This window comes from Gryllotalpicola sp. CP2-P1 (assembly GCF_057512245.1).
On sequence record NZ_JBLRDT010000057.1, the window covers coordinates 1 to 14,649 of the forward strand.

16 protein-coding genes are annotated in these 14,649 nt (G+C 68.3%); 10 read left to right on the forward strand and 6 right to left on the reverse strand.

The features are described 5' to 3' along the window. From ACM2XV_RS06520 to ACM2XV_RS06540, 5 genes are all read left to right on the forward strand, one after another. Nucleotides 1-943, forward strand: a 943-nt coding sequence (locus ACM2XV_RS06520; protein WP_487026340.1) for a M20/M25/M40 family metallo-hydrolase, incomplete at its 5' end; no start/stop codon positions are given. Between the two features lie 62 nt (nucleotides 944-1,005). After that, nucleotides 1,006-1,374 carry a HesB/IscA family protein gene (locus tag ACM2XV_RS06525; RefSeq protein WP_344778156.1) on the forward strand — a complete coding sequence of 123 codons (369 nt, stop codon included), beginning with the start codon at nucleotides 1,006-1,008 and terminating at the stop codon, nucleotides 1,372-1,374. Nucleotides 1,375-1,542: 168 nt separating this feature from the next. Beyond that, nucleotides 1,543-2,451, forward strand: a complete 909-nt coding sequence (ctaC, locus tag ACM2XV_RS06530) for an aa3-type cytochrome oxidase subunit II (RefSeq protein ID WP_344778154.1) — start codon at nucleotides 1,543-1,545, stop codon at nucleotides 2,449-2,451. A gap of 14 nt (nucleotides 2,452-2,465) precedes the next feature. Continuing rightward, entirely contained in the window at nucleotides 2,466-4,169 is a 1,704-nt protein-coding gene (gene ctaD, locus ACM2XV_RS06535) for an aa3-type cytochrome oxidase subunit I (RefSeq protein ID WP_487026342.1), read from the forward strand. Beyond that, nucleotides 4,159-4,578 carry a cytochrome c oxidase subunit 4 gene (locus ACM2XV_RS06540; RefSeq protein ID WP_487026343.1) on the forward strand — a complete coding sequence of 140 codons (420 nt, stop codon included), beginning with the start codon at nucleotides 4,159-4,161 and terminating at the stop codon, nucleotides 4,576-4,578. The genes ctaD and ACM2XV_RS06540 overlap by 11 nt, the downstream gene beginning before the upstream one ends. Nucleotides 4,579-4,812: 234 nt before the next feature. On the opposite strand, the gene ACM2XV_RS06545 is transcribed toward ACM2XV_RS06540, so the two are convergent. From ACM2XV_RS06545 to ctaE, 5 genes are read right to left on the reverse strand one after another with little or no spacing between them, the layout of a single operon-like run. Next, nucleotides 4,813-5,673, reverse strand: a complete 861-nt coding sequence (locus ACM2XV_RS06545; RefSeq protein WP_487026344.1) for a putative RNA methyltransferase — start codon at nucleotides 5,671-5,673, stop codon at nucleotides 4,813-4,815. A gap of 33 nt (nucleotides 5,674-5,706) precedes the next feature. Further along, nucleotides 5,707-7,374 (reverse strand): cytochrome bc1 complex cytochrome b subunit, encoded by a 1,668-nt coding sequence (qcrB, locus tag ACM2XV_RS06550; protein WP_344778146.1) that lies wholly within the window; start codon nucleotides 7,372-7,374, stop codon nucleotides 5,707-5,709. Then, nucleotides 7,371-8,459, reverse strand: coding sequence for a cytochrome bc1 complex Rieske iron-sulfur subunit (qcrA, locus tag ACM2XV_RS06555; RefSeq protein ID WP_344778144.1), 1,089 nt, complete (start codon nucleotides 8,457-8,459; stop codon nucleotides 7,371-7,373). Before qcrA ends, qcrB begins: the two co-directional genes overlap by 4 nt. 41 nt (nucleotides 8,460-8,500) lie before the next feature. Beyond that, nucleotides 8,501-9,331 carry a cytochrome bc1 complex diheme cytochrome c subunit gene (qcrC, locus tag ACM2XV_RS06560; protein WP_344778142.1) on the reverse strand — a complete coding sequence of 277 codons (831 nt, stop codon included), beginning with the start codon at nucleotides 9,329-9,331 and terminating at the stop codon, nucleotides 8,501-8,503. Between the two features lie 24 nt (nucleotides 9,332-9,355). After that, nucleotides 9,356-9,997 carry an aa3-type cytochrome oxidase subunit III gene (gene ctaE, locus ACM2XV_RS06565; protein ID WP_344778140.1) on the reverse strand — a complete coding sequence of 214 codons (642 nt, stop codon included), beginning with the start codon at nucleotides 9,995-9,997 and terminating at the stop codon, nucleotides 9,356-9,358. Between the two features lie 45 nt (nucleotides 9,998-10,042). Here ctaE and trpD point away from each other — a divergent pair, with 45 nt between their 5' ends. Genes trpD through ACM2XV_RS06585 form a run of 4 tightly spaced genes read left to right on the forward strand, consistent with a single transcriptional unit; the run spans nucleotide 10,043 to nucleotide 13,692 of the window. Further along, entirely contained in the window at nucleotides 10,043-11,092 is a 1,050-nt protein-coding gene (gene trpD / locus ACM2XV_RS06570) for an anthranilate phosphoribosyltransferase (RefSeq protein WP_487026346.1), read from the forward strand. After that, the gene (gene dhaM, locus ACM2XV_RS06575) at nucleotides 11,071-11,772 is read left to right on the forward strand and encodes a dihydroxyacetone kinase phosphoryl donor subunit DhaM (RefSeq protein ID WP_487026347.1); all 702 of its coding nucleotides are present in this window, start codon (nucleotides 11,071-11,073) and stop codon (nucleotides 11,770-11,772) included. Before trpD ends, dhaM begins: the two co-directional genes overlap by 22 nt. Beyond that, the gene (locus ACM2XV_RS06580; protein ID WP_487026348.1) at nucleotides 11,769-12,602 is read left to right on the forward strand and encodes a shikimate 5-dehydrogenase; all 834 of its coding nucleotides are present in this window, start codon (nucleotides 11,769-11,771) and stop codon (nucleotides 12,600-12,602) included. Before dhaM ends, ACM2XV_RS06580 begins: the two co-directional genes overlap by 4 nt. A gap of 31 nt (nucleotides 12,603-12,633) precedes the next feature. Continuing rightward, nucleotides 12,634-13,692, forward strand: coding sequence for an LLM class F420-dependent oxidoreductase (locus tag ACM2XV_RS06585; RefSeq protein WP_487026349.1), 1,059 nt, complete (start codon nucleotides 12,634-12,636; stop codon nucleotides 13,690-13,692). 20 nt (nucleotides 13,693-13,712) lie between these two features. Here ACM2XV_RS06585 and ACM2XV_RS06590 read toward each other — a convergent pair whose 3' ends face one another. After that, the gene (locus ACM2XV_RS06590) at nucleotides 13,713-14,087 is read right to left on the reverse strand and encodes a VOC family protein (protein WP_344778130.1); all 375 of its coding nucleotides are present in this window, start codon (nucleotides 14,085-14,087) and stop codon (nucleotides 13,713-13,715) included. A gap of 122 nt (nucleotides 14,088-14,209) precedes the next feature. On the opposite strand from ACM2XV_RS06590, the gene ACM2XV_RS06595 reads away from it, so the two are divergent. After that, a partial coding sequence (locus ACM2XV_RS06595) for an SRPBCC family protein (protein WP_487026350.1) occupies nucleotides 14,210-14,649 on the forward strand: 440 nt, incomplete at its 3' end.

The following is a 14,649-nucleotide window of genomic DNA, read 5'->3' on the forward strand; positions in this document are numbered from 1 at the left end:
CGTCGCGGGGGCGGGCAGCGAACTCAAACTCGGCCTTGCGGTGTTCATCGAGGGGGAGGAGGAGCACGGCTCCCACTCCTTCGTGAACTTCCTCGAAGACAACCGCGACGCCCTCGCCGCCGACGTCATCATCGTCGCCGACAGCGACAACTGGGACACCGAGACCCCCAACCTCACCGTCGCGCTGCGCGGCGCCTGCGCATTCAACCTCACGGTGTCGACGCTCGGGCACGCCTCGCATTCGGGCATGTGGGGCGGCGCGGCGCCCGACGCCATGCTCGCGACCATCAAGCTGCTGTCGACCCTGTGGGACGAGAACGGCTCGGTCGCGGTGCCGGGGCTCGCGAGCCACGACGCCGTAACCCCCGACTTCGACGAGGCGGAGCTCAGGGCATCCGCGGCCCTCATCGACGGGGTCAGCCCGATCGGCACGGGCAGCGTGCTCAGCCGCCTCTGGTTCCAGCCCTCGATCACGGTGACGGGAATCGACGCGCCGTCCATCGCCAACGCGTCCAACACGCTGTCGCCGCAGGTGACGGTTCGCCTCAGCATGCGGGTCGCGCCGGGGCAGACCTCCGATGACGCCCGCGACGCCCTCGTCGCGCACCTCAGGGCCAACGCGCCGTTCGGCGCGCGACTCGAGTTCCACGACTTCGAAGGCGGCGATCCGTTCCTCGTCGACACGCGCGGCTGGGCCGTCGCCGCGGCCAAGCAGGCGATGGCGGATGCCTGGGGCACGGCACCCGTCGAGGCCGGCATCGGCGGCTCCATCCCGTTCATCGCCGACCTCGTGCGGGTCTTCCCCGAGGCGCAGATCCTCGTGACGGGCGTCGAGGACCCCGACACGCGCGCGCACAGCCCGAACGAGTCGCTGCACCTCGGCGTCTTCAAGCGCGCCATCCTGAGTGAGGCGCTGCTGCTCGGGCGACTCAACGCGGGCTGAACCAGCGATCTTGGCGGATCCCTGCTTACACTGAGCGCAGACGTACCCGGAAGGAGTTCGGTATGACCGACACCGCAGTGGCACCCCAGGTCGACGAGAAGGCACACGGAGTCCTTCTGAGCGACGCCGCAGCCGACAAGGTGAAGAGCCTGCTCGTGCAGGAAGGGCGTGAGGACCTGCGCCTGCGCCTCGCCGTTCAGCCGGGCGGCTGCTCTGGCCTCATCTACCAGCTGTACTTCGACGAGCGCATGCTCGACGGCGACGGCGTGGTCGAGTTCGGCGACGGCGTCGAGGTCATCGTCGACAAGATGAGCCAGCCCTACCTCGACGGCGCGACCATCGACTTCGAGGACACGATCCAGAAGCAGGGCTTCACGATCGACAACCCCAACGCGCAGGGTTCCTGCGCCTGCGGCGACTCGTTCCACTAGTCGTTCTTCGGTTGCTGCGCGCAACTCAAAACCCGTGCTCAGGCCGCCTTTCCAGGCGGCCTGAGTTCGTTTAACGGCTCGCCGGGGCATCCCTATCACATCAGCGGCGCTTCGGGAGCGCGCTAGGCTAAGCGAAGGTCCCCCAACGTTCCACACGAAAGGTCACCGGTGCGTCACACTCGTCGTCTCCGATGGGCCGCGATCCCGATCGCAGCGTCGCTCGCTTTGGTACTCGCCGGCTGTTCGCAGGATCAGCTGCACGGCTACCTCCCCGGCTTCGTGGAGGGCGAGAAGGACGTCACCACGATGACGAGCCGGGTCGCCGGCCTCTGGGTCACGAGCTGGATCGTCCTTCTGGTCGTCGGCATCATCGTCTGGGGCCTCATCATCTGGGCCACGATCGTCTACCGCCGCCGCAAGGGCCAGACCGGTCTGCCGGTGCAGCTGCGCTACAACATGCCGATCGAGATCTTCTACACGATCGTGCCGTTCATCCTGATCATCGGGTTCTTCGCCTTCACCGCGAAGGACCAGGACGCGATCGAGAAGCCCTACGCGCACCCCGACCTCAAGGTCACCGTCTACGGCAAGCAGTGGGCGTGGGACTGGGACTACACGAGCGACAACGTCTACGACCCGGGCATCCAGGCCCAGCCGGCCTCCAACGCCGCTCAGGGCCCGACCCACGGCAACGTCGTCGAAGACGAGCTGCCCACCCTGTACCTGCCCGTGAACGAGAAGGTCGACATCACGCTCAAGTCGCGCGACGTCATCCACTCGTTCTGGGTTCCGGCGTTCCTCTACAAGAAGGACGTCATCCCCGGCCACGTCAACCACATGTACGTCACGCCGACCCGGATCGGCACGTACAAGGGCGACTGCGCCGAGCTCTGCGGCGAGTACCACTCGGCGATGCTCTTCCGCGTGAAGGTCGTCTCGCAGGCCGACTACCAGGCCCACATCGACGAGCTGAAGGCCAAGGGCTTCACCGGCTCGCTCGGTGACGAGCAGAACCGCAACCAGAACCTCCCCGGCAACGGGACCGACTCCGGCTTCACCAGCAACGGCACGGACTGAGGCGAACAAGGATCATGACTGCAACAACCGCCGCGCTGCCCTACACGAAGAACAAGGCAGACCGTAAGGGCAATATCCTCGTCAACTGGATCACGTCGACCGATCACAAGACGATCGCGTACATGTACCTGATCACGTCGTTCGTCTACTTCTGCATCGGCGGCGTGATGGCACTCATCATCCGCGCACAGCTGTTCGAGCCCGGCCTCGACGTGGTGCCCACGCGCGAGCAGTACAACCAGCTGTTCACGATGCACGGCACGATCATGCTGCTGATGTTCGCGACGCCGCTGTTCGCGGGCTTCGCCAACGCGCTCATGCCGCTGCAGATCGGCGCCCCCGACGTGGCGTTCCCGCGTCTGAACGCGCTCGCGTACTGGCTCTACAACTTCGGTTCGGCGATCGCCGTCCTCGGCTTCCTCACCCCGCAGGGTGCGGCCAGCTTCGGGTGGTTCGCCTACCAGCCGCTCGCCAACGAGACGTTCTCACCAGGCGACGGCGGGAATCTGTGGTTCTTCGGCCTCGGCATCTCGGGCTTCGGAACCATCCTCGGCGCCGTGAACTTCATAACGACGATCATCACGCTGCGCGCCCCCGGCATGACGATGTTCCGCCTGCCGATCTTCACGTGGAACACGCTGGTCACCTCGATCCTCGTGCTGCTCGCCTTCCCGGTGCTCGCGGCCGCGATCTTCGGTGCTGGCGCAGACCGCGTGTTCGGAGCGCATATCTTCGATGCGGCCAACGGCGGAGCCCTGCTCTGGCAGCACCTGTTCTGGTTCTTCGGTCACCCCGAGGTGTACATCATCGCGCTGCCGTTCTTCGGCATCGTCTCCGAAGTGTTCCCGGTGTTCAGTCGAAAACCGATCTTCGGCTACAAGACCCTGATCTACGCGACGATCTCCATCGCGGCGCTGTCGGTCTCGGTGTGGGCGCACCACATGTACGTCACCGGCGCGGTCCTGCTGCCGTTCTTCTCCCTGATGACGATGCTCATCGCGGTGCCGACCGGCGTGAAGATCTTCAACTGGATCGGCACGATGTGGCGGGGGTCCCTCACCTTCGAGTCCCCGATGCTGTTCGCGATCGGCTTCCTGGTCACCTTCACCTTCGGTGGTCTGACCGGTGTCATCCTCGCGTCGCCGCCGCTCGACTTCCACGTCTCTGACTCGTACTTCGTCGTGGCGCACTTCCACTACGTGGTGTTCGGAACCGTCGTCTTCGCGATGTTCTCGGGCTTCTACTTCTGGTGGCCCAAGTGGACCGGCAAGATGCTCAACGAGAAGCTGGCCGTCTGGCACTTCTGGTTGCTCTTCATCGGGTTCCACACGACGTTCCTCATCCAGCACTGGCTGGGCGTGATCGGCATGCCGCGCCGCTACTACACCTACGCGGCATCCGATGGCTTCACCTGGATGAACCAGCTGTCGACGATCGGCGCCATGACGATCGCGGTCTCGATGATCCCGTTCCTGCTGAACGTGTACATCACCGCGCGCACTGCGCCCAAGGTCACCGTGAACGACCCGTGGGGCTACGGCCGCTCGCTCGAGTGGGCGACCAGCTGCCCGCCGCCGCGGCACAACTTCACGTCGATCCCGCGCATCCGCTCGGAGTCGCCGGCGTTCGACCTCAACCACCCCGAGGTCTCCGGAATCATCGACCCTGCAGGCAACGCCACTGTCGGCGAGAAGGTGAGCAACCCCAGTGCGCTCTAACTCGATCATCTTCTGGATCCTCGCCATCTTCTTCGCGCTGATGGCGGCGACCTACTCGGTCTGGTCGTGGATCTACTACGGCGGCCACATCGAGTGGGTGGGCACGGTCGCGCTGACTCTGTCGGCGATCCTCGGCGTGTTCCTCGCCTTCTTCCTGGGGCGCACGGCCAAGGGCTACGGCCAGCTGCTTCCCGAGGACCGTCTCGACGCCAACATCGACGACGCCGACCCCGAGATCGGTCACTTCAGCCCCTGGAGCTGGTGGCCCTTCTTCCTCGGCGGTGCCATCGCCGTCATGGCCCTGGGCCTGGCGGTGGGCGTCTGGGTGGCGTTCATCGGAGCCCCGCTGCTGCTCGTTGCACTGGCTGGCTGGGTCTTCGAGTACTACCGCGGCAACTTCGCCCGCTAGACCGCTTCACACGAGCGCCCCTTCGCTTCGGCGGAGGGGCGCTTTTGTGCGTGGGCGTGCGGGGCCTGCGGGTGGGGCGGGGCGTTTCGGGCCGCACGTTCCGCCCGCTCTCGTGCGCGCCGCACGTAGAACACACCGTTCCGCGTACCGAAACCGCGCACGCGTGCGCGCGATCGAGGGTTCTGCGCGCGACACCTACCTCGCCGGACGCTGCGCCCGGGCCGCGGGGAGCCGTCAGCGGTGGGTGAAGGCGAGGACGTCGACGGAGACCGTGACGGATGCCGGAAGGTCGGATGCCGCCAGCTGCGCAGCCGACTCGGGGGAGCGCGCCACGTGGTGCGCCGACGGGCCCATGCCCTGCAGCTGGCGCGCGCGCTCGGGGCTGAGCGGCAGCTCGTAGCGCACGTGCTGGGCAGCGGTGGGAAGAAACCACTCGGCGAGGGATGCCTCGACCGAGCCGGCCTTGCCGTCTGGCACGGCGAGCATGCCGCCGATCGCGCGCAGCTCGGCGAGGTGGTCGGCGCGCGGCACGACGATCGCCAGAACACCGCCTGAGCGCAGGACACGGGCGAATTCGGGCGGATTCCTGGGAGCGAAGACCACCGTCACGGCATCCGCCACTGCATCGCGCACGGGAAGGGGAGCGTGCACGTCGGCGACGAGCCCGTCGACGTCGGGTCGGCCGCGCATCGCCCGGGCGACCGCGGCGGGGGAGAGGTCGCTGGCGAGTCCGCGTGCCGGCACCGCGGACGCGGCGGAGATCGCGTCCAGAAGCCCGTGCAGGTACCACCCGGTGCCCGTGCCCGAGTCGAGCACCGTGCGGGGCCGAGACGGGCGCACGGCGGCGATCAGAGCGTCGCGGATCGGCGCGTATGCGCCGGACGCCAGGAGGGCCTCGCGCTCGTCGAGCATCGCGGCGCTGTCGCCGACGACCCGGCTGCGCGGCGGCAGCAGGGTCACGTAGCCGCGCCGATTGACGTCGAAGCGGTGGCCGGACGCGCAGCCGAGCACCGCGGCTGCGGCATCCTCGATCGGCTCGAGGCCCTTAACGCAGTTCGGGCACCGCAGCCATGCAGCAAGAGTCTGCACAGACATGCGGTGCCCGAACGGCGGGTGCGTCGCGGACGCCTAGTGCGAGGCGCCCTCGAGCTCGGGGGTCTCGGCGCCGTGCCCGTGGTGCGCGGCAGCCTCGATCTCGGCCTGGCTGAGCGGCGTCAGGCGGTCCTGGAAGAACCAGCGCGACATCGCGGCGCGGAAGCGCGTGGCCTGCGAGATGCGGCCGCGCGAGTCGGGGCGCACGACCAGGGGCGCGTAGCCCTCCTGGCTGACCAGGTGCCAGCGCTGGTACTCGTCGACCGGCTGGTGCACCTCGATGAACTCGCCACCGGGCAGGCGCACGATGCGGCCGGACTCGTAGCCGTGCAGCGCGAGCGAGCGGTCCTTCTTCTGCAGAGCGAGGCAGACGCGCTTCGTGATGAAGTACGCCAGGATCGGGCCCAGGATGAGCGAGATCTGGATCGCGTGCGTCACGCCCTCGATCGACAGCTTGAAGTGCGTCGCGATGAGGTCACCGGACGCCGCTGCCCACATGGCCGCGTAGAACGTCACGCCGGCCGCTCCGATGGCCGTGCGCGTGGCTGCGTTGCGCGGACGGTCGAGGATGTGGTGCTCGCGCTTGTCGCCCGTGACCCACGCCTCGATGAAGGGGTAGATCGCGACGAGCACGATGAACGCCACCAGGATGAACACCGGAATGATGATGAACCACGACCACGTGCGGTGCAGCCAGTACGTCTCGAGGTGCGGCGGGATGAGGCGCAGCATGCCGTCGGCGAAGCCGATGTACCAGTCGGGCTGAGTACCGGCCGAGATGGGCGACGGGTCGTAGGGGCCGTACTCCCAGACGGGGTTGATCGTGAAGAGCGAGGCGATCAGGACGATCACGCCGAACACGATGAAGAAGAAGCCGCCGGCCTTCGCCGCGTAGACGGGGAGGATCGGGTAGCCGACCACGTTGTTCTGCGTGCGGCCCGGGCCCGCGAACTGGGTGTGCTTGTGCACGACCACGAACACGAGGTGGATCGCGATGAACGCGACGACCAGCGCGGGAAGCAGCAGGATGTGCAGGGTGTAGAGGCGGCCGACGATCGCGGTGCCCGGGTACATGCCGCCGAAGAGCAGGAAGTTGATCCAGGTGCCGACGAGCGGGATGCCCTCGATCATGCCCGAGATGATGCGCAGGCCGTTGCCGGACAGCAGGTCGTCGGGCAGCGAGTAGCCGGTGAAGCCCTCGGCCATGGCGAGGACGAACAGCGTGAAGCCGATCACCCAGTTGAGCTCGCGCGGCTTGCGGAACGCACCGGTGAAGAAGATGCGCAGCATGTGCAGGCCGATGGATGCCACGAACAGCAGCGCCGCCCAGTGGTGGATCTGGCGCATCAGCAGACCGCCGCGCACCTCGAAGCTGATGTGCAGCGTCGAGTCGAGCGCGCTCGACATCGTGATGCCCTTGAGCGGCACCCACGGCCCGTTGTAGACGACCTCGGCCATCGACGCCTGGAAGAAGAACGTCAGGAAGACGCCCGTGATCAGGATGACGACGAAGCTGTAGAGCGCGACCTCACCGAGCAGGAACGACCAGTGGTCGGGGAAGATCTTGCGGCCGAACTCCTTGACGACGGCCGAGATGCTCGTGCGCTCGTCGAGGTAGTTGGCGGTGGCGCCGAAGAAGCCGTCGCGCTTGATGCGCGGGATGCTGCCGTCAGCGGACTCAGCGCGAGGGGTTTCGGTACTCATGAGTTGCGCTCCCAGAAGCTCGGGCCGACGGGTTCGTGGAAGTCGCTCTGCGCGACGAGGTAGCCCTCGTCGTCCACCGTGATGGGCAGCTGCGGCAGCGGCCGACCGGCCGGGCCGAAGATGACGCGCGCCTCGTGCGTGATGTCGAACTGCGACTGGTGGCACGGGCACAGCAGGTGGTGGGTCTGCTGCTCGTACAGGGCGACGGGGCAGCCGACGTGGGTGCAGATCTTGGAGTAGGCCACGATGCCGTGGTAGTTCCAGTCCTTGCGGTCGGGTGAGACGTGCAGCTCTTCCGGCTTGAGGCGCATGAGCAGCACGGCCGCCTTGGCCTTCTCGTCGAGCATGTCCTCGGCGTCGTTCAGCCCGTCGGGGATGACGTGGAAGACCGAGCCGATGGTGACGTCGGATGCCTTGATGGGAAGACCCGTCGGGTCCTTCGTGAGGCGGACGCCCTTCTTCCACATCGTGTACTTGAGGTCCTTGATCGGATCCTGGTCCTGCGGCGCGAGGCCACGGAACAGCACGACGGCGGGAAGCGGGAAGGCGACCAGCGCGCCGATGAGCGAGTTGCGGATCAGCGTGCGGCGGCCGAAGCCGGACTCCTCATTCGCCTGTTCGAAGATCTCGATGGAGCGCTCACGGGTCTCGTCGGTGCCGCGTACGGGGTGGCGGATGTCGATGCCCTCGTGGTCGACCATGAGCTGCTTGCCCCAGTGCACCGCGCCGATGCCGATGCCGAGCAGCGCGAGCACCATGCCGAGGCCGATGAACATCGTGGACAGGCGCACGTCGTGCATGTTGCCCGACTCGATGGGGAAGGCGAGATACGCCGCGATCGCCCAGACGCTGCCGGCGATCGACAGGTAGAAGAGCGTGAAGATCGTGCGCTCGGTACGCCGGTTCTGCTTCGGGTCGGTGTCGGTCAGACGCGGCCGGTGCGGCGGGAAACCGGGGTTGACCGGAGCATCCGAGAGGATGACCGCGGTGCCGGGGTCACCGAGGCGCTCATCTTCGACCGGGTGCTCGAGGGCCGTCGACGACGTCTCGGTGAGCTCGACGCTCCCGCTATCGTCCTGTGCCATTGCTCTCCTTCTTGCGCTGCTGTTGTGTCGTCGTTCAGTCGTCAGTTGGTCTTCGCCGTGATCCACACGGCGAGGCCCACGACCGATCCGAGACCGAAGATCCAGAGGAACAGACCCTCGGCGACCGGGCCGAGGTCACCCAGCGCGAAGCCGCCGGGCGAGGGGTTCTTCTCGAGGTACGTCAGGTAGGTGATGATGTCGGCCTTCTGCGACGGAGTGATGTTCCTGTCGTTGAAGACGGGCATGTTCTGCGGGCCGGTCAGCATCGCCTCGTATATGTGCACGGGGCTGACGCCCTTCAGCGCGGGCGCGAACTTGCCCTCGGTGAGCGCGCCGCCGGCGCCTGCGACGTTGTGGCACATGGCGCAGTTGATGCGGAACAGCTCGGCGCCCGCTGCGGCGTCGCCCGTGCCGTCGGTGTACTTCTTGGCGGGGACGGCGGGCCCGGGGGCGAGCGACGCGACGTAGGCCGCGAGCTCGTCGGTCTGCTTCTGCGTGAACTGCGGCGTCTTCTCGAGCGCCTGCGGGCCGTTGGCGGCCATCGGCATGCGGCCCGTGCCGACCTGGAAGTCGACGGCGGCCGCGCCGACGCCGATGAGGCTCGGGGCGACGGTGGTGCCGACGGCGTTCATGCCGTGGCACGTGGCGCAGTTCGCCTCGAAGAGCTTCTGACCGTCGTCGACCTGCTGCTGCGAGGCGGTGGCGGTCTCAGCCGAGGCGGAGGAGGTGGAGGTCGCGACGGCGTAGACACCGCCGGTGAGACCGAGGCCGATGGCGATCAGCGCGAGGGTGGCGAGGGGGTGACGGCGGCCGGTCTTGCGCTGGGCGGACTTGGTGCGTCCGCTCGTCGTCGGCTGGTTCAGCTTTGCCATGTGAGGGGGATCTCTCCGAGGTGCTTACTTGAGGACGTAGATGACAAGGAACAGGCCGATCCACACCACGTCGACGAAGTGCCAGTAGTACGACACGACGATCGCGGTGGTGGCCTCCTTGTGGCCGAACTTCTTGACGGCGAAGGCACGCCCGATGGTCAGCAGGAAGGCGATGAGACCGCCCGTCACGTGCATGGCGTGGAAGCCCGTGGTCAGGTAGAACGCGCTGCCATAGGCGCTCGACCCGATCGAGACGCCCTCGTGCACGAGGTTCGCGTACTCGACGATCTGGCCGCAGACGAAGACCGCGCCCATGGCGTAGGTCAGCGTGAACCACTCGACCATGCCCCACTTGGCGACATTGAAGAAGCCGCCGGTCTTGCGGGCCTGCAGCCGCTCAGCGGCGAAGACGCCCGCCTGGCAGGTGAACGAGCTCAGCACAAGGATGATCGTGTTGCCCGTCGCCCACGGGATGTTGAGGTGAGGGGTCGAGGCTGCCCACAGCTCGGGCGAGGTCGAACGCAGGGTGAAGTAGATCGCGAAAAGTCCCGCGAAGAACATCACCTCGCTGCCCAGCCACACGATCGTGCCGACGGCGACGACGTTCGGTCGAGAGACGACCGGAGCCGCCTGCGGAGTAATGGAGGTGCTCGTCACAAACCCCATTATGTCCGAATCCCGAGAGGGCTCGCGCCCGTTAGGATTCTCGGCATGGCGGAATCCCTCACGTGGCCTGCGATCATCGGCTCGCTGCTCGAGGGAGAGGATCTGAGCATCACAGAGGCGACCTGGTCGATGGACCAGATCATGTTGGGCGCTGCAACGGATGCCCAGATCGCCGGATTCCTCGTGGCTTTGCGCGTCAAGGGCGAGACCGTCGACGAGATCGTGGGATTCCGCGACGCGATCCTCGAGCATGCGAAGCCCCTTCCGCTCGACCCCATGGCCCTCGACATCGTGGGCACCGGCGGCGATCGCTTCCGCACCGTGAACATCTCGACGATGGCATCCATCGTGTGCGCTGCCGCAGGCATCCCGGTCATCAAGCACGGCAACAGGGCGGTGTCGTCGTCCTCCGGGGCGTCCGATGTGCTGGCCGCGCTGGGCATCGATCTGTCGCGCTCGCCCGAGGCTGTGGCCGAGACCTTCCGAAGGGCGGGCATCACCTTCGCGTGGGCGTCGCTGTTCCACCCCGGGTTCGGCAACGCGGCCAGGACGCGCGGCGACCTCGGCGTTCCCACCGTGTTCAACTTCCTCGGCCCGCTGTGCAACCCGGCGCGGCCCGAGGCGTCCGCCGTCGGCGTCTCGAACCTCGACAGGGTGCCGCTCATCACCGGCGTCTTCCAGACCCGCGGGGCGACCGCGCTCGTCTTCCGGGGTGACGACGGGCTCGACGAGCTCTCGACGACGGGCCACAGCCACATCTGGGAGATCAGCAACGGCCTCGTCACCGAGCACGACATCGAGCCGCGCGACCTCGGGCTGCCCCGCGCGTCGATCGCCGACATCACGGGCGGCGACCCTGAGCACAATGCGGCGGTCATCCGCCGCTTCCTCGACGGCGAACGCGGGGCCGTGCGCGACATCGTGATGCTGAATGCCGCCGCGGGGCTCGCCGCGTACCAGCTGGCGGCCGACCCGGCCCAGGGCGACCGGCCCATCCTCCACCGCTTCCGTGAGAACCTCGAGCTCGCCGCCGAGACGGTCGACTCCGGCGCCGCCGCGGCGAAGCTCGAGGAGTGGGTGGCGGCCGCCCGATGACGGGCGCGCGCGTGGGGCTCGTCCTCGTCTCTCACAGCTCCTTCGTGGCGCGCGGCGCCGCCGACATGGCGGCGCAGGTGGCCGGTGAGGTGCGGGTGCTCACCGTCGGCGGGGCGGCAGGCGGGGGATTGGGCACCGATTTCGACAGCGTGCTCGTCGCGCTGCGCGCCGCGGACGCCGGAGCGGGAGTGCTGGTGCTCGCCGACCTCGGCTCGGCCGTGATGACCGCTGAGACCGCCATCGAGCAGCTGCCCGAAGACGACGCCGCCCGCGTGGCCGTCGCCGACGCGCCGATCGTCGAGGGTGCGGTGGCCGCAGCCGTGGCGGCGCAGACCGGCGCCGATCTGGGCGCGGTGCGCACCGCGGCGGAGGGCGCCGGAAAGCGCCCGCGACCGGCATCCGCCCCGCCGGAATCCGGGCACTACGCGCGCACTATGACGCTCGTCAACGACGACGGCCTGCATGCGCGCCCCGCCGCGGAATTCGTCAAGCTCGCCGCGACCTTCCCCGCCCGCGTCACCGTGAACGGGCGCGATGCGCGCAGCCTGCTCGCGATCCTCTCGCTCGGGCTGACGAAGGGAACGACCATCGAGATCGCCACCGAGGAGCCCGGCGGCCGCGCCGCGGTCGACGCGCTGGCCGCGCTCGTGACCTCCGGATTCGAAAGGCCCGCAGAGTGACCCGTCCCGAACTGAACCGCGACACGCGACTGTGCATCTCGCTCGCCGCGCGCCCCAGCAACCACGGCACCCGCTTCCACAACTGGCTGTACGAGCAGCTCGGGCTCGACTTCGTCTACAAGGCGATGACCACGAACGACATCGAGGGCGCGATCGCCGGTGTCCGCGCGCTCGGCATCCGCGGGTGCTCGGTGTCGATGCCGTGGAAGGAGGCGGTGATCCCGCTCGTCGACGAGCTGACGCCGTCGGCCGCGGCGATCCAGTCCGTCAACACGATCGTGAACGACGTCGTCGACGGCCGGAACGTGCTCACCGCGTACAACACCGACTACCTTGCGATCGAGCAGCTCATCGCGGCGCACGGGCTCTCGCGCGACGACCGGGTGCTGCTGCGGGGAAGCGGCGGCATGGCGCGCGCCGTCGCGAGCGCCTTCCGCGACGCCGGCTTCGAGGGCACGATCGCTGCGCGCAACCCGCTCGCCGGGCAGGGGCTCGCGGCCGAGCTCGACTGGGAGTGGGCCGAGTCGCCTGACGGCCTCGGCGCCCCGATCATCGTCAACGTCACGCCGATCGGCATGGCAGGCGGGCCGGATGCCGAGGCGCTGGCCTTCTCGGAGGAGCAGGTCGCTGCGGCATCCGTCGTGTTCGACGTCGTCGCACTGCCGGTCGAGACGCCGCTCATCCGCGCAGGGCGCTCGGCGGGCGCGCACGTCGTCACCGGCGGCGAGGTGATCGCGCTGCAGGCGGCGGCGCAGTTCGAGCTCTACACGGGCGTCACGCCGACGCCCGAGCAGATCGAGCAGGCCGAGGAATACGCGTCGCGGCCGTAGCCGCGCGTTCATGCAACGAGAGGGGATCGCAATGGGGCGAGCCAGGCTGGGCGTCGTGCTCGGCTATGCACAGGACTTCCTGCAGACGGCGGGCGAGGTTCCGGACTTCGAAGCAGCGGGGGCCGAGCTGTTCAGCGTGAGCGAGACGTACTCGTTCGATGCGATCAGCCAGCTCGGCTACCTCGCCGCCATCACGAAGACGGCGACTCTCGCGACCGACATCGTCCCGATCTACACGCGCACGCCCGCACTGCTCGCCATGACGGCCGCGGGGCTCGACGCGCTGTCGGGCGGCCGGTTCGAGCTCGGCCTCGGGTCGAGCGGCGCGCAGGTGATCGAGGGATTCCACGGCGTGCCGTTCGACGCACCGCTCGGTCGCACGCGCGAGATCATCGAGATCTGCCGTCAGGTGTGGCGGCGCGAGCCGCTTGCGCACGCGGGGCGCTACTACGAGCTGCCCCTGCCCGCCTCGGCGCCTGGCGCCGTCGGCGCCGGGAAGTCGCTGCGCCTCATCAACCACCCCGTGCGCCCGGCCGTGCCCGTGCACATCGCCGCCCTGTCGCCCAAGTCGGTCGCACAGGCCGCCGAGATCGCCGACGGCTGGACGCCCCTCTTCTTCCACCCCGAGCGGGCGGGGGAGGTCTGGGGCGAGGCGCTTGCCGCGGGCCGCGCCAAGCGCGCACCCCAGCTCGGGCCGCTCGACGTGCTCGTGCCGGTCGCGCTGTACACGGGGGAGTTCACCGAGTACGCCCTCATGGAGGTGCGGAAGCAGATCGCGCTCTATGTCGGCGGCATGGGCGCCCGCGGCCGGAACTTCTACTTCGACCTCGCGGTGCGCTACGGCTATGAGACCGAGGCCGCCGAGATCCAACGGCTCTTCCTCGCGGGGGAGAAGGACGACGCGGCGTTCGCGGTTCCCGAGGAGCTCGCCCGCGCGGTGTCGCTGATCGGCACGCGCGACGAGATCGCCGAGCGTGTCGATGCGCTGCTAGCGGCAGGGGTCACCACGCTGCTCGTGCAGCCCGCCGACCGCACGCATGACGAGCGCGTCGCGGCGATCAGCATGCTGCGGGGCATTCTCGACGAGTGAGCGCGTGCGGGCGGGCGCGGTCAGCCGCGCTGAGGCAGCTGCTGCAGCGCCCAGCGGTTGCCGTCGGGATCTGAGAAGGTGACGAAGCGCCCCCACGACAGGTCTTCGACGGGGCTCGCGTCGACGCCGTTCGCGACGAGGTGCTCGCGCGCGGCATCCGCATCGGGAATCACTACCTGAATGCCGCGCTGCCCGCCGACCGGCATGTCGATGCCGAGGCCCGTGCCGAAAGCGATGGAGCAGGCGGAGCCGGGCGGCGTCAGCTGCACGAACCGCAGCTCGTCGCTGACGCGCTGGTCGTAGTCGAGGTGGAACCCCACCTGGTCGACATAGAAATCCCTCGCGCGGTCGACGTCTGACACCGGCACGAAGATGAGCTCGATCTTCCAGTCCATCACAGGCCCTCCTGCCTTCCCGATTCAGACGCTAGGCCCAGCCACCGACATTCGGACTTGCGGCCGGGCCCGCCTAGTGCAACTGTGAAGTTGCACTAGGGGTCGAGGGGAAGGTCGCGGACATGACGGAGCAGCAACTGGCCGATGCCATCAGGCAGAGCATCGAGATCGCGGCGCCGCTCGACGTCGTCTGGCGGCTCGTGAGCGAGCCCGGGTGGTGGATCAACGACGGCGAGCTCGAAGAGCACGACATCACCACGACGACCGACGCAGACGGCACCGTGACCGCCGAGGTGCGCGGCCATCGCGCCGGCGTCTGGCGACTCATCGTCGTCGAGTTGCGCGAGCGCGAGTACGCCGCGTTCCGCTGGGCGCCGCACGCCGCGGGTGACCGCGATGCGCGCGGCGCGACGGGGTCGACCCTCGTCGAGTTCACCCTGCGTGAGGCATCCGATCACGTCGTCGTAGAGGTGGTCGAGAGCGGGTTCAGTGCCCTGACGATCTCGCCCGAGAAGGTCGTGGCGAACTACGACGACAACACCGAGGGCTGGGCGGCCGAGCT